At 66.9% G+C, this 21,042-nt stretch carries 13 protein-coding genes and 1 tRNA gene; 9 read left to right on the top strand and 5 right to left on the bottom strand.

From position 1 onward, the window contains the following. Nucleotides 1–233 precede the first annotated feature (233 nt). The 3 genes from ACFOPH_RS17310 to ACFOPH_RS17300 all read left to right on the top strand — a co-directional run bounded on the left by ACFOPH_RS17310 (nt 234) and on the right by ACFOPH_RS17300 (nt 7,503). Nucleotides 234–3,794 carry an indolepyruvate ferredoxin oxidoreductase family protein gene (locus ACFOPH_RS17310; protein ID WP_312550608.1) on the top strand — a complete coding sequence of 1,187 codons (3,561 nt, stop codon included), beginning with the start codon at nt 234–236 and terminating at the stop codon, nt 3,792–3,794. Nucleotides 3,795–4,007: 213 nt separating this feature from the next. Beyond that, the gene (locus tag ACFOPH_RS17305; RefSeq protein ID WP_379736622.1) at nt 4,008–5,615 is read left to right on the top strand and encodes a S41 family peptidase; all 1,608 of its coding nucleotides are present in this window, start codon (nt 4,008–4,010) and stop codon (nt 5,613–5,615) included. A 127-nt stretch (nt 5,616–5,742) separates the two neighbouring features. Next, nucleotides 5,743–7,503, top strand: coding sequence for a M14 family metallopeptidase (locus tag ACFOPH_RS17300; RefSeq protein WP_379736620.1), 1,761 nt, complete (start codon nt 5,743–5,745; stop codon nt 7,501–7,503). A 229-nt stretch (nt 7,504–7,732) separates the two neighbouring features. Here ACFOPH_RS17300 and ACFOPH_RS17295 read toward each other — a convergent pair whose 3' ends face one another. Beyond that, nucleotides 7,733–8,254: a SixA phosphatase family protein gene (locus tag ACFOPH_RS17295; RefSeq protein ID WP_379736618.1), complete on the bottom strand. Its 522-nt coding sequence runs from the start codon at nt 8,252–8,254 to the stop codon at nt 7,733–7,735. A gap of 238 nt (nt 8,255–8,492) precedes the next feature. Here ACFOPH_RS17295 and ACFOPH_RS17290 point away from each other — a divergent pair, with 238 nt between their 5' ends. Then, on the top strand, nt 8,493–9,719 hold the full coding sequence (locus tag ACFOPH_RS17290; protein WP_312550612.1) for a YbfB/YjiJ family MFS transporter: 1,227 nt from the start codon (nt 8,493–8,495) through the stop codon (nt 9,717–9,719). A 1-nt stretch (nt 9,720) separates the two neighbouring features. Here the strand turns inward: ACFOPH_RS17290 and ttcA are convergent, their stop codons facing one another. Genes ttcA through ACFOPH_RS17275 form a run of 3 tightly spaced genes read right to left on the bottom strand, consistent with a single transcriptional unit; the run spans nt 9,721 to nt 11,838 of the window. Beyond that, nucleotides 9,721–10,644: a tRNA 2-thiocytidine(32) synthetase TtcA gene (gene ttcA, locus ACFOPH_RS17285; RefSeq protein ID WP_312550613.1), complete on the bottom strand. Its 924-nt coding sequence runs from the start codon at nt 10,642–10,644 to the stop codon at nt 9,721–9,723. Further along, a complete protein-coding gene (locus ACFOPH_RS17280; protein ID WP_312550614.1) occupies nt 10,641–11,039 on the bottom strand; it encodes a dihydroneopterin aldolase in 399 nt (132 codons plus the stop codon). Before ACFOPH_RS17280 ends, ttcA begins: the two co-directional genes overlap by 4 nt. 16 nt (nt 11,040–11,055) lie before the next feature. Continuing rightward, complete coding sequence (locus ACFOPH_RS17275) at nt 11,056–11,838, bottom strand: SDR family oxidoreductase (RefSeq protein ID WP_379736615.1); 783 nt, start codon at nt 11,836–11,838, stop codon at nt 11,056–11,058. A 58-nt stretch (nt 11,839–11,896) separates the two neighbouring features. On the opposite strand from ACFOPH_RS17275, the gene ACFOPH_RS17270 reads away from it, so the two are divergent. From ACFOPH_RS17270 to ACFOPH_RS17255, 4 genes are all read left to right on the top strand, one after another. Beyond that, complete coding sequence (locus ACFOPH_RS17270) at nt 11,897–13,054, top strand: class I SAM-dependent methyltransferase (protein ID WP_379736613.1); 1,158 nt, start codon at nt 11,897–11,899, stop codon at nt 13,052–13,054. Nucleotides 13,055–13,186: 132 nt separating this feature from the next. Continuing rightward, the gene (locus ACFOPH_RS17265) at nt 13,187–14,119 is read left to right on the top strand and encodes a J domain-containing protein (protein WP_379736611.1); all 933 of its coding nucleotides are present in this window, start codon (nt 13,187–13,189) and stop codon (nt 14,117–14,119) included. A 176-nt stretch (nt 14,120–14,295) separates the two neighbouring features. Further along, nucleotides 14,296–15,930 carry a tetratricopeptide repeat protein gene (locus tag ACFOPH_RS17260; RefSeq protein WP_379736609.1) on the top strand — a complete coding sequence of 545 codons (1,635 nt, stop codon included), beginning with the start codon at nt 14,296–14,298 and terminating at the stop codon, nt 15,928–15,930. 3 nt (nt 15,931–15,933) lie between these two features. After that, entirely contained in the window at nt 15,934–17,496 is a 1,563-nt protein-coding gene (locus tag ACFOPH_RS17255) for an HDOD domain-containing protein (RefSeq protein WP_379736607.1), read from the top strand. Here the strand turns inward: ACFOPH_RS17255 and ACFOPH_RS17250 are convergent. Beyond that, nucleotides 17,459–20,713, bottom strand: a complete 3,255-nt coding sequence (locus ACFOPH_RS17250) for an EAL domain-containing protein (protein WP_379736605.1) — start codon at nt 20,711–20,713, stop codon at nt 17,459–17,461. The two genes, ACFOPH_RS17255 and ACFOPH_RS17250, sit on opposite strands and share 38 nt — an antisense overlap. 209 nt (nt 20,714–20,922) lie before the next feature. Between ACFOPH_RS17250 and ACFOPH_RS17245 the strand changes: the two genes are divergently transcribed. Beyond that, nucleotides 20,923–21,007, top strand: a tRNA-Tyr gene (locus tag ACFOPH_RS17245). The last annotated feature ends 35 nt before the right edge of the window (nt 21,008–21,042 follow it).

Genomic DNA, 21,042 nt, shown 5'->3' with positions numbered 1-21,042 from the left:
TATTGCGCAATTGCCTCATCGTGGGGAATTGATTGGTATTTAATGCCGAGGGCACAAGACTATACTGTCGCAAATCGCGGAGGAGACATCTCCGTCGTGGCGCAACCAATAACAACAAGGCGCCGACACCCTAGGACGACAAGACATATCTGTATAGATAGTGCGGAAACGCTGCCCCAGAAGGGCGGCGCGGCCCGCCGTCTTGCGTCCGGCTCAACACAACGGAGACATCAATGAACGCACCCCTGGACCGTTCCCAGCTGCAACCATCCCAGCCGGAGCACGAGATCACGCTCGACGACAAGTGGACGCTCGAGCGCGGCCGCGCCTTCATGACCGGCACCCAGGCGCTGATCCGCCTGCCGATGCTGCAGCGCGAACGCGACCTGAAAGCCGGCCTGAACACCGCCGGCTACATCACCGGCTACCGCGGCTCTCCCGTCACCGCCGTCGACCAGACCGCGATGAAGGCGCGCAAGCACCTCGAAGCCCACCATGTGAAATTCCACCCGGGCATGAACGAGGACCTGGCCGCGACCGCTGTCTGGGGCACCCAGCAAACCAACCTGTACAAGGACGCCAACTACGACGGCGTGTTTGCCATGTGGTACGGCAAGGGGCCGGGCGTGGACCGCTGCGGCGACGTTTTCAAGCACGGCAACAACGCCGGTTCCGCCAAGAACGGCGGCGTGCTGGTGCTGGCCGGCGACGACCATGCGGCGAAATCCTCGTCCACCGCGCACCAGTCGGATCACATCCTGACCCACTGCGGCATCCCGGTGCTGTACCCGTCCTCGGTCCAGGAATACATCGACTTCGGCCTGCACGCCTGGGCCATGAGCCGCTACACCGGCCTGTGGGTGTCGATGAAGTGCGTCACCGACATCATCGAGTCCGGCGCCGTGGTCGACCTCGACCCGGACCGCGTCCAGATCGTCACCCCCACCGATTTCGAGCTGCCCGAAGGCGGCCTGAACATCCGCTGGCCGGACGCCGTGCTGGACCAGGAAGTCCGGATGAGCAACTACAAGTGGTACGCCGCGCTGGCCTACGCGCGCGCCAACAAGCTCAATAAAATCATCTGGGACAGCCCGCAGCCGAAGATCGGCATCATCACTGCCGGCAAAAGCTATGTCGACACGCGCCAGGCGCTGGCCGATCTCGGCATCGACGAGCAGGCGGCGCGCGACATCGGCCTGCGCCTGTACAAGGTCGGCATGACCTGGCCGCTCGAATCCGAAGGCGTGCACGAGTTCGCGCGCGGACTGGACGAGATCCTGGTGGTCGAGGAAAAGCGCCAGGTGATGGAATACGCGCTGAAGGAAGAACTCTATAACCTGCCCGACGGCGAGCGTCCGCGCGTGGTCGGCAAGTTCGACGACACCGGCGAGTGGCACAACAAGAACCGCACCGGCCACGGCGACTGGCTGCTGCCGGCCACGTATGAACTGAACCCGGCCCAGATCGCGCGCGCCATCGCTTCGCGCATCTCGCACTACTGCGCGGGCCACCCGGTGGCCGAGCGCGTCAAGGAACGCATCGCCTTCCTCGAAGCGAAGGAGCTGGTGCTCAAGAATATCCCGGCCAAGGCCAATCCGGACACCGACCGCATCCCGTACTTCTGCTCGGGCTGCCCGCACAACAGCTCGACGAAGGTGCCGGAAGGCTCGCGCGCGATGGCCGGCATCGGCTGCCACTACATGGTGCTGTGGATGGACCGCGAAACCTCGACCTTCACCCACATGGGCGCGGAAGGCACGACCTGGATCGGCCAGGCACCGTTCACCAGCGAGAAGCACGTGTTCGTGAACCTGGGCGACGGCACCTACTTCCACTCGGGCATCCTGGCGATCCGCGCCGCGGTGGCGGCCAAGGTGAACATCACCTACAAGATTCTCTACAACGACGCGGTCGCGATGACCGGCGGCCAGAACGTCGACGGCCCGCTCGATCCGGGCATGATCACGCGCCAGATCGCCGCCGAAGGCGTGAAGCCGATCATCGTCGTCACCGACGAACCCGATAAATACCCGAGCGACTACGCCTGGGCCGAGGGCGTCACCGTGCGCCACCGCTCCGAGCTGATGGACGTGCAGAAGGAACTGCGCGAGATGCCGGGCGTGTCGGCCGTGATCTACGACCAGACCTGCGCCTCCGAGAAGCGCCGCCGCAGGAAAAAAGGCGAATTCCCCGACCCGGCCAAGCGCGCGGTGATCAACGAGGCCGTCTGCGAAGGCTGCGGCGACTGCTCGGTGCAGTCGAACTGCCTGTCGGTCGAGCCGCTGGAAACGGAACTGGGCCGCAAGCGCCAGATCAACCAGTCCTCGTGCAACAAGGACTTCTCGTGCGTCTCCGGCTTCTGCCCGAGCTTCGTCACGGTGGAGGGCGGCGGCCTGAAGAAGCCGAAGAAAGCCGCGGCTGCGACCGATAACGCCTTGCCGGTGCTGCCTTCGCCCGCGATCCCGGCGATCGATGCGCCTTTCGGCATCCTGGTCGCCGGCATCGGCGGCACCGGCGTGGTGACCGTCGGCCAGATCCTGGCGATGGCGGCCCACGTCGAAGGCAAGGGTGCGATCGTGCTCGACCAGTCCGGCCTGGCCCAGAAGGGCGGCCCGGTGATGTCGCACGTGCGCCTGGCCCAGCATCAATCGGACCTGCACTCGACCCGTGTCGGCACCGGCAGCGCCGATCTCGTGATCGGCTGCGACCAGATCGTCACCGCCAGCCGCGACGCCCTGTCGCGCATGGGAGAAGGGCGTACCTGGGCCGCCGTGAACGGCACTGGCGCCACGACGGCGGCTTTTGTCAAGAACCCGGACTGGCAGTTCCCGGCCGAGGGTTCGCGCGGCGCCATCGTGCAGGCCTGCGGCGAGGGCAATGTCGACTTCCTCGACGCCGGCCGCATCGCCACCGCGCTGATGGGCGACGCGATCGCGACCAACATGTTCATGCTCGGCTATGCCTTCCAGAAGGGGCACGTGCCGCTGCTGGAATCGTCGTTGATCAAGGCGATCGAACTGAACGGCGTGTCGGTCCCGTTCAACAAGGCCGCCTTCAACTGGGGCCGCACCGCCGCGCACGACCTGGCCTCGGTGACGAAGCTGGCGACGCCCGCCAAGGTGGTCGAGTTCAAGCGCGCCCAGACCCTCGACGAATTGATCAACCGCCGCGTCGAGCTGCTCACCGCCTACCAGAACGCCGCCTACGCCGCGCAGTACAAGACGTTTGTCGACCAGGTCCGTGCCGAAGAGGCAAAGCTGGGCAAGGGCACCCGCCTGACGGAAGCGGTCGCGCGCTACTACTACAAGCTGATGGCCTACAAGGACGAGTACGAGGTCGCGCGCCTGCATACCGATCCGGCATTCCGCGAAAAGATCGCCAACATGTTCGAAGGCGACATCAAGCTGAAATTCCACCTGGCGCCGCCGCTGATGGCCAAGCACGACAAGGAAGGCCGCGCCATGAAGAAGGAATACGGTTCGTGGATGATGAGCGCCTTCGGCGTGCTGGCCAAGCTGAAGGGCCTGCGGGGCACCCCGTTCGACGTGTTCGGCTATACCGAGGAGCGCAAGATGGAGCGTGCGCTCGTCAAGCAGTACCGCGACACGGTGGCGGGCCTGCTGCCGAAGCTGACGAGCGAGAGCCTGGCGCAGGCGGTCGCGATCGCCAGCATTCCGGAAGACATCCGCGGCTACGGCCACGTGAAGGCGCGCCACCTGAAGGCGGCGAAGGAAAAAGAAGCGAAGCTGTTGTCTGCTTTCCACACCCCGGGAGGCGTGACGCGCGCCGCCTGACGCCGTCTTGTCCGGCATCTCCCGCGCCGGGACTGGCTTTGCGCCGGCCCCGGCGTTTTTTTGCGCTCACGAATCAGAACTTATCAAAAAAAAATTTAATAATTGCAATCGTGCGGGTCTTCTCAAACCGACGAGCTTGTCATACTCTTGCTTGACATAATTGTCCTTTATTTAACTAATACCATGAAGACGCCAACTACTTCCAAGGGTCAGATGACCACTTCGCTCCGCTTGATCTGCGCCGCCGTCGTGGCCGCATCCGCGCTTGCCGCCTGCGGCGGTGGTGGCGGTGGCGGCGGTAGCGGCAGCGGCCCGATTGCGGGCAATCCGACGCCCGCGCCGACGCCGACGCCGACGCCCGTGCCGACGCCGACGCCAACGCCGACGCCGACCGATCCGAACAAGCAGCCGGATCCGGACCTGGCCACGCTCGGCGATCCCTTCGTTTACCTGAACCGCTGCGAGACGCCGCGCACCGGCATCGATCCGTACACCGGCCAGGCTTATCCGGACAAGCAGGGCACCCTGCGCGACGAGCTGACCTTCCTGCGCGCCTGGTCGCACATGTACTACCTGTGGTATGACGAGATCCCGACCGACTTCAAGATGGCCGACTTCACCGATCCGGTGGCCTACTTCGACAAGCTCAAGACGCCGCAGGAAATCGCGCCGGGCATGCCGAAGGACCGCTTCCACTTCACCTACGATTCGGCCGAGTGGGACAAGCTGAGCACCGAAGGCATCGAGATGGGTTACGGCGTCACCTGGTCGAGCAGCGGCCCGACCGCGCCGCGCGACTGGCGCGCGACGACCGTCGAACCGGGTTCCCCGGCCGCGCTGCAAGGCCTGCGCCGCGGCGACCGCCTGACCATGGTCGATGGCGTCGACTTCGTGAACGCCACCGACGAAGCCTCGGTCGCCAAGATCAATGCCGGCCTGTTCCCGGCCAACGCGGGCGAGCAGCACAGCTTCACCGTCACCCGCGCCGGCATCTCGGTCCCCGTGACGCTGACCGCGCAGGACGTGAAGGCCACCCCGGTCAAGAACGTGAAGACCTTCGACATCGCCGGTGGCCGCCGCGTCGGTTACCTGACCTTCGACAACCACACCGCGGTTGCCGAGCGCCAGCTGATCGATGCCTTCAGCACGCTGAAGAGCCAGAACGTCAACGACCTGGTGATCGACATGCGTTACAACGGCGGCGGCCTGCTGTACATGGCGGCCGAGCTGGCCTACATGGTGGCGGGTCCGAATTCGACCGGCAAGGTCTTCGAGCGCCTGCAGTACAACAACAAGGTCATTCCGGACGCAGCGGACACGGTCCTGTTCAAGTCGACCGCGGAAGGCTTCGAGGCGCCGAACAAGGTTGCCCGCGGCACCGCATTGCCGACCCTGAGCCTGCCGCGCGTAACGATCCTGACCACCGACGGCACCTGCTCGGCGAGCGAAGCGGTGATCAACGCGCTGCGCGGCGTCGACGTCCAGGTCGACATCGTCGGTAGCCAGACCTGCGGCAAGCCGTATGGCTTCACTCCGGTGCCGAACTGCGGTACGACCTACTTCTCGATCGAGTTCAAGGGCGTGAACGCGAAGGGCGTCGGCGACTACGCACAAGGCTTCGCGCCGACCTGCGCCGTGGCCGATGACCTGACCCGCGAGCTGGGCGACCGCAACGAAGCCCTGCTGGCCACCGCGCTGAAGCACCGCGAAACCGGCGCCTGCCCGGTCCAGCCTTCGGCAGTCGCGATGTCGCTGGCGCAGCCGCGGACCCTGGTGCGCAAGCACGTGTCGGAACTGAAGATCTACTCCCGTCCGCGCTGATCGCCGGCTGGTCGATAGATAGCAGGAGCGCCACCTTCGGGTGGCGCTTTTTTTGTTGGTCTGCCGCCGCGCAAACCCGACTATAATTTTCCGCTTTGCCTCTTTCCCAACTGCCGGAGCTTCATCGATGATTCGTTCTGCGTTACTGCTTGCGCTGCTTGCCGCCGCCCCCCTGTCCCATGCCGCGCCCGATTTGACCACCGTGTCCGAGCGTTCGGGCTTCCAGGCCACCGGCCGCTACGACGAAGTCATCAAGCTGTGCGGCGAATTCCAGAAGGCCTATCCGAAAGACGTGAAATGCATCGAGTTCGGTCGCACGCCGGAAGACCGTCCGATGCTGGCGCTGGTCGTCACCAAAACGGGCGCCTTTACGCCGCAGGCGGCGGCGAAGAAGGGCCTGCCGGTCACGCTGATCCAGGGCGGCATCCACGCCGGCGAGATCGACGGCAAGGACGCCGGCTTCCTGGCCCTGCGCGAGATGCTGGCGGGCCGCCTGGCGCCCGGCGCGCTGGACAGGCAGGTGCTGTTGTTCGTCCCGGTCTTCAACGTCGACGGCCACGAGCGCTTCCAGAAGTGGAACCGCCCGAACCAGCGCGGCCCGGTCGAGATGGGCTGGCGCACCACCGCCCAGAACTTCAACCTGAACCGCGACTACGTGAAGGCCGACGCGCCCGAGATGCAGGCCATGCTCACGCTGGTGAACGCCTGGGACCCGCTGACCTACGTCGACCTGCACGTGACCGACGGCGCCAAGTTCCAGCACGACGTCTCGATCCAGGTCGAGCCGGTGTATTCGGCCGACCCGGACTTCCGCAAGGCCGGCCTGGCGCTGCGCGACAACGTGATCGCCGACCTTGCCAAACAGGGCTCGAGCCCGCAGTCCTACTACATGTCGTTCGCCAAGACCGACGACCCGATGTCGGGCTTTGTCGACGGCGTATCGGACCCGCGCTTCTCGACCGGCTACTTCCCGCTGCGTAACCGCATGGCGATGCTGGTCGAGACCCACTCGTGGAAGGATTACCCGACCCGCGTGCGCATCACCCACAACAGCTTCGTCTCGGTGCTCGAGCAAGTGGCGAAACACGGCAAGGCCTGGCAGCAGGCCGCCGCCGCGGCCGACGCGCGCGCCGCGAAGCTTGCGGGCACGCCGGTGGCGCTGACCTATAGAACCACCGACAAATCGAAGATGGTCGACTTCAACGGTTACGCATACACGCGCACCCCGTCGGATGTCTCGGGCATCCTGATGACGCGCTACGACGAGACCAAGCCCCAGGTATGGCGCGTGCCGCTGCGCGACGAAGTCGTGGCCGACCTGGAGGTGGCGGCGCCGCGCGCCGGCTACATCGTCCCGGCCGCGCATGCGGCGATGGTGGCCGCCAAGCTGACCCAGCACGGCATCGCTTTCCGCAAGCTGGACAAGGCGATCGACCGTGTCGAGACCGAGACCTTCCGCGCCGACAAGGTCACCTTCGGCGCCAAGTCCCTCGAATCCCACCAGCGCCTGACGCTCGAGGGCAGCTGGAAGAGCGAGCCGCGCAGCGTCGGCCGCGGCGCCCTGTTCGTGCCGATCGCCCAGCCCAAGGCACGCCTGGTGATGGCGATCCTGGAACCGCAGGCGCCGGACTCGCTGCTGGCCTGGGGCATGTTCAACAATGCCTTCGAAGCCAAGGAATACATGGAGGAATACGTCGCCGAGGACGTGGCGCGCGAGCAGATGGCGGCCGACCCGGCGATCGCCGCCGAATTCCAGCGCCGCATCGACACCGACCCGGCCTTCGCCAAGAGCGCCCATGCCCGCCTGGAATTCTTCGCGCGCCGTCACGCATCCTGGGACGAGCGCCTGAACCTGTATCCGGTGCTGCGCACGAACGTGGCGCCGTAAAAAAAAGAACGGCCGGGAATCCCCGGCCGTTGTTTTTGTAGGGTGGGGTAATTGAGGCCAATGGCCTCAATTACGTGCCCACGCGGTCTGGCACGGTTGAACCATCGAAACGCTTGATTCAGTTTTTCGTAGGGTGGGTTCTCGAACCCACGCGGTTGACTGCGTGAGCAGTCGAACCATCCGTTTCGATTCATCATCCGTTCCAAACCGGTGGGTTCGAGAACCCACCCTACGGCGCCGCGCCGGTCTCCGGCAGCGACGTGAACACCACCGTCATCATGCCCCCATCCGCCCCCGGAATCAGCTGGTACACCCGATCGAACTCGTTATCGGTAATCTCGGCCCCCGCCTGTCCTCCGAACAGCCGCACCAGTTCCGGCAGCGTGTTCGAATGCCCGACCACCAGCACCGGCCCGGATAGACCCTTCACCTTCGCCACCAGCGCCTGCGGCGTGCGCGGATCGTAGAGTTCGACCTGCAGCCCGTTGCGGTCGGCCAGCGGCTGCGCGGTCTGCCTGGTGCGCACGGTCGGGGTGGCGAAGACGTGGCGGATGCCGGCCTTGCCCAGCATCGTGGCGATGTTGCGGGCGCGCTGCAGGCCCTCCGCGCTCAAGGCAGGGTCCTTGCCCACCGTTTCCTTCTCGCCGTGGCGCACGAGGTAGACCATGGCGGGATCGGCGAGGGCGGCGCAGGGCGTGAGCATAGCGAGGACGAGGGCAAAGGCGGCGGACAGGCGTGGCAGCAGGGGCATCGTGGTCTTTCGTCAGGTAGCGGCGGATGGCCCGGCGGGCCCGAATGCAAAAGTATCACAATGTTAAGGCTTGACGTAAACTACAGGTTACCAGCCATCGCAAGGAAGCTCCGTGACCGCTCATCTACCTGCCAGCGCGCCGACGATCGTCCTCCACACCGGGCGCACATGCGGCCTGAAACTATGCGCCAGCGCGTTCGCCGCCATGAATAAATCAGTGCTTCCCTAGGGGCAGGGGATGGACAATCATGCGAAAGCCGCGCCGGCCACCCTGCCGGGCCTGCGATCCCTGGCCGAGCGGCGCCCGTTTCTCACCGCATTCGCCCTGTCGCTCGGCGCCGCCATCTCGCTGGGGCTGACGCGCTTCTCGTATGCGCTGCTGCTGCCGCCCATGCGCGCCGACCTGGACTGGTCCTACTTCCTGTCCGGCGCGATGAACACCGGGAATGCCCTGGGCTATTTTATTGGCGCCCTGATGACGCCCGCCCTGATGCGCCGCTTCGGCGCCCATGCCGCCCTGGTCGGCGGGGCGGTGCTGGCCGGCCTGTTCATGATGCTGTCCGGTTTCGTGATCGATGCCGACCTGCTGATCGGCCAGCGCGTGCTGGCCGGCATCGCGAGCGCCTTCATCTTCATTTCGGGCGGCCTGCTGGCGGCGCGCCTGGGCCTGCTGCACCCGGAGCGTTCGGGCCTGCTGCTCGGGATGTATTACGGCGGCACGGGCCTGGGGATCGCCGCCTCCGCCGTGCTGGTGCCGCTGGTCCTCGACGCCGCTGCCGCCCACGGCGCGGCGCACGGCTGGCAATGGGCCTGGATCGCGCTCGGGACGCTGTGCCTGCTGGCGACGCTGGCGATGGCGCTGCCGGCGCGCCAGGTCGACGGCGCCGCCTCCAGCGCGAACGGGCAGGGCGGCTTCAAGGCCCGTGCCTTCGCCTTCGGTTTGCTGGGCTACCTGATGTTTGGCGTCGGCTATATCGGTTACATGACCTTCGTGATCGCCCTGCTGCGCGAGCAGGGGATGGATGGCGCCACCGTCACGCTGTTCTATACGGCGCTGGGCCTGGCCGTAATGGCCTCGTCGCGGATCTGGGCGCGCATGCTGGACCGCTTCAAGGGCGGCCAGTCGCTGGCCATCCTGAACGCCTTATTGGGCGTGGCGACGATCCTGCCGGCCCTGACGGCCGCGCCGGCGCTGATGTTCGTCTCGGGCCTGCTGTTCGGCGGGATTTTCTTGTCGGTGGTGGCCTCGACCACCGCCCTGGTGCGCCACAACCTGCCGCAGCACGCGTGGTCGTCCGGCATCAGCGCCTTTACCACCGTGTTCGCACTGGGCCAGATCGTCGGCCCGTCGGTGATCGGCTGGATCGCCGACGGCCCCGGCGGCTTGCAGCGCGGGTTGGTGTTTTCTGCGCTGGCCTTATTCATCGGCGCGCTGCTTGCTTCGCGCCAGCGCGCTCTGAGCTAGATTAGAGCTGGGTCAGCGAAATCGTATTGCTTGCCGGCGTCGAGCACGGCTCTTCGTCGAAGGCGATGTCGCCGTTCGGGTTCGGCACGCCGTCGGTCTTCAGTTCGACAAAGCCGAACAGGTCGCGGTCCATCAGGTGCGAAGGGACGACTGTCGTGAGCGACGAGAAGATGTTTTCCACGCGGCCCGGGTGCTTCTTTTCCCAGTCGCGCAGCATGGCCTTGATCTGCTTGCGCTGCAGGTTTTCCTGGGATCCGCACAAATCGCACGGGATGATCGGGAAGCCTTTTACTTCCGCATAGCGCTCGGTATCCGCTTCCTTCACGTAGGCCAGCGGGCGAATCACCATGTGCTTGCCGTCGTCCGACACCAGCTTCGCCGGCATGCCCTTGATCTTCGCGCCGAAGAACATGTTCAGGAAGAAGGTCTCGAGGATGTCGTCGCGGTGGTGGCCGAGCGCGATCTTGTTGCAGCCGAGTTCGTCGGCGACGCGGTACAGGATGCCGCGCCGCAGCCTGGAACAGAGCGAGCAGGTGGTTTTACCCTCCGGAATCAGGCGCTTGACGATGCTGTAGGTGTCCTGGTTCTCGATGTGGTACGGAATACCCAGTTTATCGAGGTAGGCCGGCAGCACCTCGGCCGGGAAGTTCGGCTGCTTCTGGTCGAGGTTCACCGCGACGATGTCGAAATGGATCGGCGCGCGCTCGCGCAGGGTCATCAGGATGTCGAGCAGGGCATAGCTGTCCTTGCCGCCTGACAGGCAGACCATCACCTTGTCGCCATCTTCGATCATGTTGAAGTCGCCGATCGCCTGGCCCACCAGGCGGCACAAGCGCTTGTGCAGCTTGTTGTTCTCGTGCGCGATCTTTTCCAATTTTTTGGCGTCCGTTGCTTCTGCGGAGACCTCGTTCATTACTGCACTCATGCTTGATCCTTGATCTGGAATACTTCCACGCCGACGCCTTCGCAGTCGGGATACACGTCCGGCTTCATCGTCGACACGCAGGCCGCGCGCACGCGCGGGTGCGCCAGCATGGCGCGCACGACGTCGTCGCACAGGGTTTCCTGCAGGTGCACGTGGCCTTGCGCCATGCGGCGCGCGATGGTCTCGCGCATGAAATCGTAGTCGACCACTTCGTCGAGCTGGTCGGCCTTCGGGGTCGATTCGGCCAGCGGGATGTAGAGGTCGACGTTGATCAGCACGCGCTGTTCGCCCTTCTTCTCGAAGTCGTGGACGCCGATGTTGATCATCACTTCGTAATTGCGCAGGAACAGCCGGCGGCAATCGCGCAAGCTCGGGTGGGACAGGGCGGACAGCATAACAAGCCTTAATAAGTTATTTGGTAAGGAACATCACGTCGCGCGCCAGCGGCACCAGGTGCTGGCCGCCGTCGACCACCAGCGTGGTGCCGGTGAGCGCGCGCGCCGAGGCCGCATACACGACGGCATCGGCAATATCCTGCGGCGTCGAGGAGCGTCCCAGCGGCGTCACCGTGTGCGCCTGCTGGAAACCTTCCTCGCTCTGGTCGCCCGACACCATGGTAATGCCGGGCGCCACGCCGACGATGCGCAGCTGCGGCGCCAGCGCCTGGGCCAGCATCTTCGTGGCCGTATCGAGCGCGGCCTTCGACAGCGTGTACGACAAAAAATCCGGGTTGAGATTGTACAGTTTCTGGTCCAGCAGGTTGATCACTGCCGCCTGGCTGTTTTCCGGCGTGGCCGCGTGCAGGGCCTGGGCCAGCAGCAGGGGCGCGGCCAGGTTCGCGCTCATGTGCGCAATTAACAGCGCCGGAGAAAACGTGGTCGCGTTGTCGTATTCGAACAACGAAGCGTTGTTGACGATGCAAGTCACGCGGCCGAGGGCCTCGGCTGCGCGGCCGGGCAGGGCGCGCACCGCCGCTTCGTCGGCGAGGTCGCAGGCGAGCAGGGCGGCGCGCCGGCCCAGCGCGCGGATGGCCTGCGCGGTCTCGTCGGCCTCGCGTTCGGAATGGCGGTAATGGACCGCGACGTCCCAGCCGGCCTGCGCCAGGCCGAGCGCGATCGCGCGGCCGATGCGGCGTCCGGCGCCGGTGACGAGCGCGACGCGTGGCGTGTCATGCGGCGATGTGTCTTGCGTCATAACAGAATGTGGGTTGCCTGAAATTGTTGATCCCTGCCGATCTGGCTACAATGCCGGGATGTCCCTACCCCTTCCCGACAGCGACGCGCTGGCCGCGTCCCACGCCTTGCAGCAATTGATTGCCGCCGAAATCGAACAACAGGGCGGCGCAATTGCGTTTTCGCGCTTCATGGAGCTGGCGCTGTATGCGCCCCGGCTCGGCTATTACAGCGGCGGCGCGGCCAAGCTGGGCAGCGACGGCGACTTTACCACCGCGCCCGAGATCACGCCCCTGTTCGGGCAAGCGCTGGCGCGCGCGGCAGCCGCTATTATCGCCCAAAGCGCGCCCAACATCATCGAATTCGGCGCCGGTACCGGCAAGCTGGCGCGCGACGTCCTGACCGCGCTGGCGCAGCAGGGCGTGCAGGTCGACAGCTATACCATCATCGAACTGTCGGGAGAATTGCGGGCGCGCCAGCAGGAAGCATTGAAGGACTTCCCGCAGGTGCGCTGGCTCGACGGCTTTCCGGAAGCGTACAGCGGCGTGGTGCTGGCCAACGAGGTGCTCGACGCCATGCCGATCGAACTGGTGGTGAAAACCGCGGACGGCTGGCGGCGCCAGATGGTGACTGTCGAGGATGGCCGCTTCGCCTACGTGCAAGAGGAACTCGATGCGGCGCTGCTTGAACAGCTGGCGCGCCAGGTTCCCGCTGCGGATGCGCTGCCCGAGGGCTACCTGACCGAGCTCCACCCGGTCGCCTGCGGCTTCATGGCTTCGCTGGCGCGGATGTTCGACGGCGAAAATGGCGGAAAAGGCGCCGCCTTCCTGTTCGACTACGGCTTCCCGGCCCATGAATATTATGTCGACCAGCGCGTGGGCGGCACCCTGATGTGCCACTACCGCCACCATGCGCATCCCGAACCGTTTTACCTGCCGGGCCTGCAGGACATCACCGCCCACGTCGACTTCACGGCGATGGCCCTGGCCGCCCAGGACGCCGGGCTGGAGGTGCTGGGCTACATGAACCAGGCCAGCTTCCTGCTCGGCTGCGGCATCGGCGAACTGCTCCTGCGCACGGACCCGGAAGACGCGCTGCGCTACCTGCCGCAGTCGAAGGCGGTGCAAAAGCTGCTGTCCCCGGCCGAGATGGGCGAGCTGTTCAAGGTGCTGGTGGTAGGACGGGATGTCGAGTTGCCGGAGGCAATCGTGCGCGCGGATCGCAGTCATCGCTTATAAGATTGACATCTTGCGCTGTGGATACAAACCCGGCTATGCTGTACCGATTGCACCGCTCGACGGGCTCGCGGGATCGGCTACCGTCCGGAAAGAGACAGGCGCCAGAATGAGCGACTCCCGCTGACACGAACCATGGCCAAGATCCACACCCATTATGACAACCTGAAGGTGGCGCGCGGAGCGCCGCAGGAAGTCATTCGTGCGGCCTACAAGGCGTTGAGCCAGAAGTATCACCCCGACAAGAATCCGGGCGACGAAAAGGCCGCCCGCATCATGGCGATCGTTAACACCGCCTACAACACCCTGTCCGATCCGGTGCGCCGCAAGGAGCACGACGAGTGGATCGCGGCCGAGGAGTGGGAAGTCGAGTGGCTGGAAAGCAGCGGCGAGGAGGGCGCACGCCCGCGCGGCGAAAGCGGCTGGGAAGCGCCGCCGGCGCCGGCCCTGCCGCGTCCGAGCCTGCTGCGCGACCCGAAGTGGTGGCTGGGCATCCTCGGCGGCGTGACGGTAGGCGCGGCGGCCGCGGTGCTCCTGCTCCAGCCGCCGAAGATCCTGCCGGCCGCGCTGGCCTTCAACGGCAAGGCCGCCGCGAAAACCGAGACGCCGACGCCGGTGCAGGATGCCGAGCCCGACGTCTGGGCCGGCCTCGACGGCGCCCGCACGCCGGCCGGCCAGGTCAAGGCACTGGCCGTCACCCAATTGGTGGTCCCGCCCCGCAAACCCGAGTGCGCCACCGACATGGCGACCCCGGCCGCGCCGAACGGCGAACCCTGGCCGGCCGATTCCGGCTACATCGCCGGCTACCCGGTCGGCAACCTGGGCAAGGAGATGTCCGTGGTGGTCGACAACGGCGCCAACGAGGCGCCGGTATTCGTCAAGATCTACGACCTCGACCGCCGCTCGAACGTGCGCCACGCCTATGTCGAGGCGCATGCCACCCTGACGATCGACCAGTTGGCGGCGGGGCGCTACGAAGTGCGTTACCAGAACGTCGTCACCGAAGCGGCGCGCGCGGCCTGCGCGGGTGCCGCGCCGCCGCTGCGCCAGGCCGGCGCCAGCTTCTAGCGAGCGACGCTCCAAAACCCGTCTGTCGCTTTTCCCCATCGGCGCGCTGCTTTTGTGCAAGCCTGCTATTCAATTTAAGTAAATTTTTTTCCTCGCCGTAATATACTGGACCGAGCAGCGGCCAACGTAGCCGCCGGCAGGCAGGCTGCCCTTGCGGCCCACGGAAAAAAATCGCCATGAACGAACTCGACGGTCTGACCGCACTGCTCATCGAGCCGCATGCCGGGATGCGGGCGAACATCCACGGCATGCTCACCATGTGCGGCCTGACCCGCATCGACCATGCCAGCAGCGCCAACCAGGCCGTCAAGCAGCTCGGCCTCAAGGCCTTCGACCTGGTGCTGTGCGAATACGACCTGGAGGGCGGCCAGGATGGCCAGCAGTTGCTGGAAGACCTGCGCCACCACAAGCTGATCGCGCTCTCGACCATGTTCTTCATGGTGACCGCCGAGGGCGACTACGGCAAGGTCGTCAGCGCCGCCGAGCTGGCCCCGACCGACTACATCCTGAAGCCCTTCACCGCCGACCGCCTGCTGGAACGCATTGCGCGCGCGCTGGAGCGGCGCAACGTGCTGCTGCCGGTGTACCGGCTGATGGAAGCGGGCGCCCAGCACGAGGCGATCCAGGCCTGCATCGAGGGCGAGGCGGCGCACCCCCGCTACGCGGTCGACTTCCTGCGCCTGCGCGCCGAACTGCACCTGTTCCTCGGCGAAGCCGGACAGGCCGAGCCGATCTACCGGCGCCTGTCCGAAACCCGCGCCATCGCCTGGGCGCGCCTGGGCCTGGCCAAGACCCTCTACCTGCGCGAGCAGTACGACCAGGCCGAGACCCTGCTCACCGAGCTGGTGCAGGCCAACAGCAACTTCGTCGACGCCTACGACTGGCTGGCGCGCACCCATGCCGCGATGGGCGAGCTGGACCGGTCGCAGGCGGTGCTGGCCAAGGCGGTGGCGGTGTCGCCGCACGCCGTGCGGCGCCTGCGCACGCTGGGCGAAGTCGCCTTCGAAGCCGGCGACAGCGACACCGCCGAAAAGGCGTTCAAGCAGGTGGTGGCGAAGGCCAAGTATTCCGAGTTCCGCGACCCCGAGGACCACGTGAAACTGGTGCGCACCCTGGTCAAAAGGGGCGATCCGGTGGCTGCCGCCGCCGTGATCCGCGAACTGGACCGTTCGATGGGCGGACGCCAGCACGCCGATGCCTGCAGCGCGATCTCCTCGGCCCTGCTGCACGAATACACCGGCAACGGCGAGCGCCTGGCGGAGGCGCTGAACGCGGCGGTGGCCGCCAGCCGCGACATCCCGGCGATGTCGGCCGACCTGAAACTCGAGCTGGCGCGCAGCTGCCTCGACCACGACATGGCCGAGGGCGCCGCCAGCATCGTGCGCGAGGTGATGCGCAACGCCAGCGACGCCTCGAGCATGGACCGCGCGATGAGCGTGATGGCCCAGGCCGGCCAGGCCGAACTGGGCGCGACGCTCGCCCAGGAAGCGCGCCAGCACGTGGTCGACCTGGTCGCCGGCGGCGCCGAGCGCGCCAGGAGCGGCGACTACCACGGCGCCGTCACCCTGATGCAGGAAGCGGCCCAGCGCATGCCGGGCAATCCGCAGGTGGCCTTCAATGCCGCGCTGGCGCTGCTGCGCTGCCTGGAACACACCGGCTGGGACGAGAAGCTGGGCCAGCAGGCCCTGGTCCACCTGGGGGCGGTGCGCCGGCTCGATCCGCGCAACCCCAAGCTGCCGGCGCTCACCGCGCTGCACCAGGCAGTCCTGAAAAAATACGACAAGGGCGCACGCGCCAGGAAAGCCGGATAAGCGATGGCAGCAGCAAACATGGCGGCAGGGGCGCCTCCTCCGGACGAACAGGCGACGCGCCGCGTGCGCGCGGCCCTGATGCAGAAGGTGAACGGCGACGAGGAGATGTTCGCCCTCGGCGCCGCGATCGCGCGCGTGGTCGAACTGGCGTCCTCGGACGACCAGGGCACCCACGACCTCGCCTACTTCGTGCTGTCCGACGTGGCGCTTACCCAGCGCATCCTGCGCCTGTCGAACACGGTCCAGTACCGCACCATGGCCGGCACCGTGGTCACCACCGTGTCGCGCGCCATCGCGCTGCTCGGCTTCGACAACGTCAAGACCACCGCCCTGGCGATGCTGCTGGTCGACACCCTGGACAACGGCGCCCATGCCGGCAGCGTGCGCGTCGAGCTGGAAGCGGCGCTGTGCGCCAGCCTGGTCGGGCGCGAGATGGCGCGCCTGTCCTTCTACCAGGGCGCCGAGGAAGCGGCGATCGGGGCGCTGTTCAAGAACCTGGGCGCGCTGCTGGTGGCCTCGCACGCGCACGAACGCTACCGCGAGATCCGGCAGCTGGTCGCCGGCGGCAGGCATACGCCGGCGCAGGCTTCCCAGTTGATCCTCGGCTGCAGCTACGACACCCTGTCGGCGGCGGTGCTGGCCGAATGGAAGATCCCGGACGTGATCGTGCGCGCCCAGGCCGCGCTGCCGGCGGGGGTGCTGAAGCTGGCCGCCAACCGCGGCGAGTGGATGCGCCAGGTGGCTGCGTTCAGCCTGGAAGTGGCGCGCCTGCTCGCGCGCGTGCCCGACCCGGCCGGCTCGCCCGAGGCGCGCGCGCTGCTGGCGCGCTACGGCGCCGCCTTCGAGCTCGACACGGACCGGCTGGAGACCCTGTTCGCGAACGTCGCCGGCGGCATGCAGGCCCTGATGGAAAGCATGAACCTGCAGCCGCTGGCGCCGCCCGAGCCGGAAGACGGCGCCGGCCTGCCCAAGGTCCTGCTGCTGGCCACGCTCGACGCCGGCGACAGCGACGAGGGCGCGCACCCGAGCGGCAAGCCGAAGAACGCGCGCGCGCTGCTGCTGGCCGGCGTGCAGGACGTGACCCAGCTGCGCGCCGGTGGAACGGCGCGCCTGAACGACGTGATTCTGGCGGTGCTCGAGACGCTGTACCGCGCGCTGGGCTTTCGCTTCGCCACCGTGTGCCTGAAGGACGCGCGCCAGAACGGGTATCGCGCGCGCGTCTCGTTCGGCGAGGAGCACGCGCGGGTGCAGGCCGGCTTCAGCTTTCCTGTGGCGGACAATGGCCCCGGCCGCGACCTGTTCCTGCTGGCGCTGGACAACGATGCCGACCTGATGATTTCGGATGCCGCCAGCCCGAAGATCCGCGAACTGCTGCCGGCCTGGCACCGCGCGCTGCTGCCGGATGCGAAGAGTTTCATCGTACTGCCGCTGGTGGTCGGCAAGGCCCGCCTGGGCTTCTTCTACGCGGACCGTGCGTGCACCGCGCCCGAAGGCGTGCCGCCCGACGAGACCGCGCTGATCCGCGCCCTCAAGCGCCAGATACTGTCTGCGCTTGCCGCCGGATGAATTCGCGGAACTCGGCGGCCGGCATCGGCCGCGCGAACAGGAAGCCCTGGGCTTCGTCGCCGTGCTTGTCGCGCAGGAAACCCCACTGCGCCTGGGTTTCCACCCCTTCGGCGACCACCGTCAGGCCCAGCGAGTGCGCCAGGCCGATGGTGGCGGCGACGATCACCGCGTCGTTCGGATTGTGCTCGATGTCCTTCACGAAGCCGCGGTCGATCTTGATGCGGTCGATCGCGAACAACTTGAGGTAGGCCAGCGACGAGTAGCCGGTGCCGAAGTCGTCGATCGCCAGCTTGAAGCCGCGCATGCGCAGCTGGCGCAGCAGCTGGCGCGTGTTCTCCGGATCGCGCATCGCGGCCGTTTCCGTGATCTCCAGTTCCAGCAAGGCCGGATCGATGCCGTAGTGCGCCACCAGCTCGTCCAGGCGATCGATCAGGGAGGCGCCCGAGAACTGGCGCGCCGACAGGTTCACCGCCAGCCGCAGGTGGTCCAGTCCCTCGCGCTGCCACTCGGCCAGCAGGGCCATGGTGCGCGCCAGCACCCAGTCGCCCAGCGGCACGATCATCCCGCTTTCCTCGGCCACCGGGATGAAGCGGCTCGGCTCGACCGCCCCCAGTTCGCTGTCGTGCCAGCGCAGCAGCACCTCGGCGCCGATCACGCGCCCGGTGTCGAGCGCGACCTGGGCCTGCAGGTGCAGCTCGAAGCCCTCGGCGCTCAGTGCGCTCCACATGCGGTTTTCCAGCAGCAGGTGCTCGTGCGTGGCCGCGTTCAGCGCCGGCGAGAAGAACTGGAAGTTGTTGCGGCCCTCGCGCTTGGCCGCGTACATCGCCATGTCGGCATGGCGCAGCAGCGTGCCGGCGTCCTCGCCGTCGTCCGGGAACAGGGCCACGCCGACGCTGGCGCCGCTGTGCGCCGTATGCCCGTTGAGCTGATAGGGCTGGGACAGCGACTCGACCAGGCGCACCGCGACGCCGGTGACGCTGTCGGGCGTAAGCGGGCCGGCCAGCACGATGATGAACTCGTCGCCGCCCAGGCGCGCCAGGGTGTCGACGTCGCGCAGCAGGTCCTTCATGCGCTCGGCCGCGCCGACCAGCAGCTTGTCGCCGGCCGCATGGCCGAGCGAATCGTTGATCTTCTTGAAGTGGTCGAGGTCGATGAACAGCACCGCCGCCGGCTCCTTGTGGCGGCGCGCGCTGGCCAGCTGCTGTTCCAGCCGGGCGTTCAGCGCGACCCGGTTTTCCAGGCCGGTGAGCACGTCGTGGTGGGCCAGGCGGTAGATGCGTTCCTGCGAGCGCTGCTGTTCCGTCAGGTCGCGCAGGATGCAGACGAACAGCTGGTCGTTCGCGATCCGCACCGGCGCCACCGAGATCGACAGCGGGAACACCTCGTTGCGCGCATTGCGGCCCTCGAGCACGCAGTCGTCCGGGCCGGACTGCGATAGGCGGGTCAGCTGGGCCCCGGCGTCGCCGTCGACACCGGCCGGTACCAGCGAGCCGAACAGCAGTCCGACCAGGTGCTGGACCGGATAGCCGAACAGGCGCGCGGTGGCGGCATTCGCCGAGACCACCACGCCGTCCGCGTCGACCGTGAGGATGGCGTCGGCCGCGTTGTCGAGAATGGCTTCGAGGCGCGCCTCGCGGTCGCGCAGGCGCGCGGTGCGGTCGCGCACCTGCACCTCGATCGCCGCGCGCTCGCCGCTGACCAGCAGCAGCAGGGCGCCCAGCAGGCCGGTCAGCAGCAAGCCGGCCGACAGCACGGTCCAGCTGGCCACGCCACGCTCGGCGGCGATGTAGGCGGCGGTCGGACGGAAGGCGACCAGGTAGCTGCGGCCGGCGAAGGACAGGCCGACGCGATGCTCGTCGGGATGGGGGCTGCCGAGCGTGCCCACCACCGGCAGCGCCGCGCCGCCGGTGACGTCGACCAGGGCCGCCTGGAAGCCGTCGAAGCCGGCGCGCGCGATCGTCTGTTCCAGCAGGATTTCCGCATTGAGCACGACCACCACCACCCCGGAGGTCGGCAGCACCGGATCGCCCACCGAGCGGAACAGGCTGATGGCCATGTCGCCGCTCGTCATCAGCGGGAAGGGCTCGGTGGCGATCGGCGTGCGCGCAGTGAGCGACTGTGCCGCCACCGCGGCGCGTCCCGGGGCGGTGAGGAAATCGATCCCCCGTAACATCGAATTCGACGGCGGCCAGGTATAGAGGATGGGCAGGTAGCGGTCGCGCTGGCCGGCGGGGGACAGCCGCCGCCCGGGCGCGACATCCTGGATGCCGGGAAACGAGGTATCGAGCGCGCGCCGCACCCAGATCTCGAAGCCGGCGCGCTCCTCGCCCGTGACCGGCACCGCCCAGTTCACGCCCTGGATCTCGGGGCGGCCGTCGACATAGCCGCTGGCGATGTGCAGGAACTTGTCGCGCGCCAGGATGTGCTCGGTGTCGGCAAGGGTGCGCGCGAACGTGCCGACGAAGCGTACGTGCTCGTTGAATTCGGCCTGCAGCATGTCGGCGGTCTGCTGCGCCTTCAGGCGGTAGGGCTGCAGGTGCTGCTCGTGCTCCCAGCCGACGGTGAGCCGGTACACGGTCAGCACCGCCGCGCTGGCCAGCAGCAGGGGCAGCCCGACGATCGTGGCGCGCTGGCGCCACAGGCGGCGCGGCTCGCCGCAGGCGATCCAGCACAGGGGCGCGGCCAGCAGCACGCCGATGGTGTCGCCGGCCCACCAGCCCAGCCAGCTGCGGATCGGCGCGGGATCGTCCACCGCGCCCAGCGCGTGCAGCGCCGGTACGCCAATGCTGGGGCTGATGAGACAGATCAGCGGCGCGAGCACGAGGAAGGCGATCACGTCCTGGCCGGAATCGATCGCCGGGCGCAGCCAGCGCCGGAACTGGCGCGATCCGAGCCAGACCTGCAGCACCGCACCGAGCGCTGTGATCGCGGTGGTCAGCACGGCCATGCCTGGCGTCAGTTCGGTATTGCTCAGGTACCAGGGCAGGTTGACCAGCGTGACACCGATCACGACGCCGGGCAACACGCGCGCGCCGCCGATCGTGGCCAGGGCCAGCGCCACGCCGGCCGGCAGGAACAGTGGCAGCACGTAGTTCTCGCCCAGCGCCAGGGCGTTCGCGGCCAACCGCGTGGCCAGGTGGACCGCGACGATCGCCAGGTTGGCCAGCAGCAGCTGCCGCCAACCCCAGCGGGGATAGCCAGGCTTCTTGGTGTCCATCTGCCCCGTATTTACATACCCATGAGGCATACAGTATCGCAGCGCGCGCGGCCGCAGCGCACAGCATGTAAAAAAGAACCCTTGCAGGTTTGTATAAGCTACGGTTACAATCACGCCCCGAAGCAACGCTGCTATTGAGCCAGGTTGGTAGTGATGGCAAAAATAGTTGACAGCATGTTGAGCTTGCTTCATACTCTGCGGTTCTTCGCGGTGGGGTGGCCGAGTGGTTAAAGGCAGCAGACTGTAAATCTGCCCTCTCTGAGTACGCTGGTTCGAATCCAGCCCCCACCACCAAAAAGAAGAAGTCGTGAAGTCGAATTGAAGTTGTA

Source organism: Massilia haematophila, assembly GCF_042647645.1.
GTDB lineage: Bacteria > Pseudomonadota > Gammaproteobacteria > Burkholderiales > Burkholderiaceae_D > Telluria > Telluria haematophila.
Note: the sequence above shows the minus strand (reverse complement) of the source record. Positions and strands in the feature narration are given on the sequence as shown.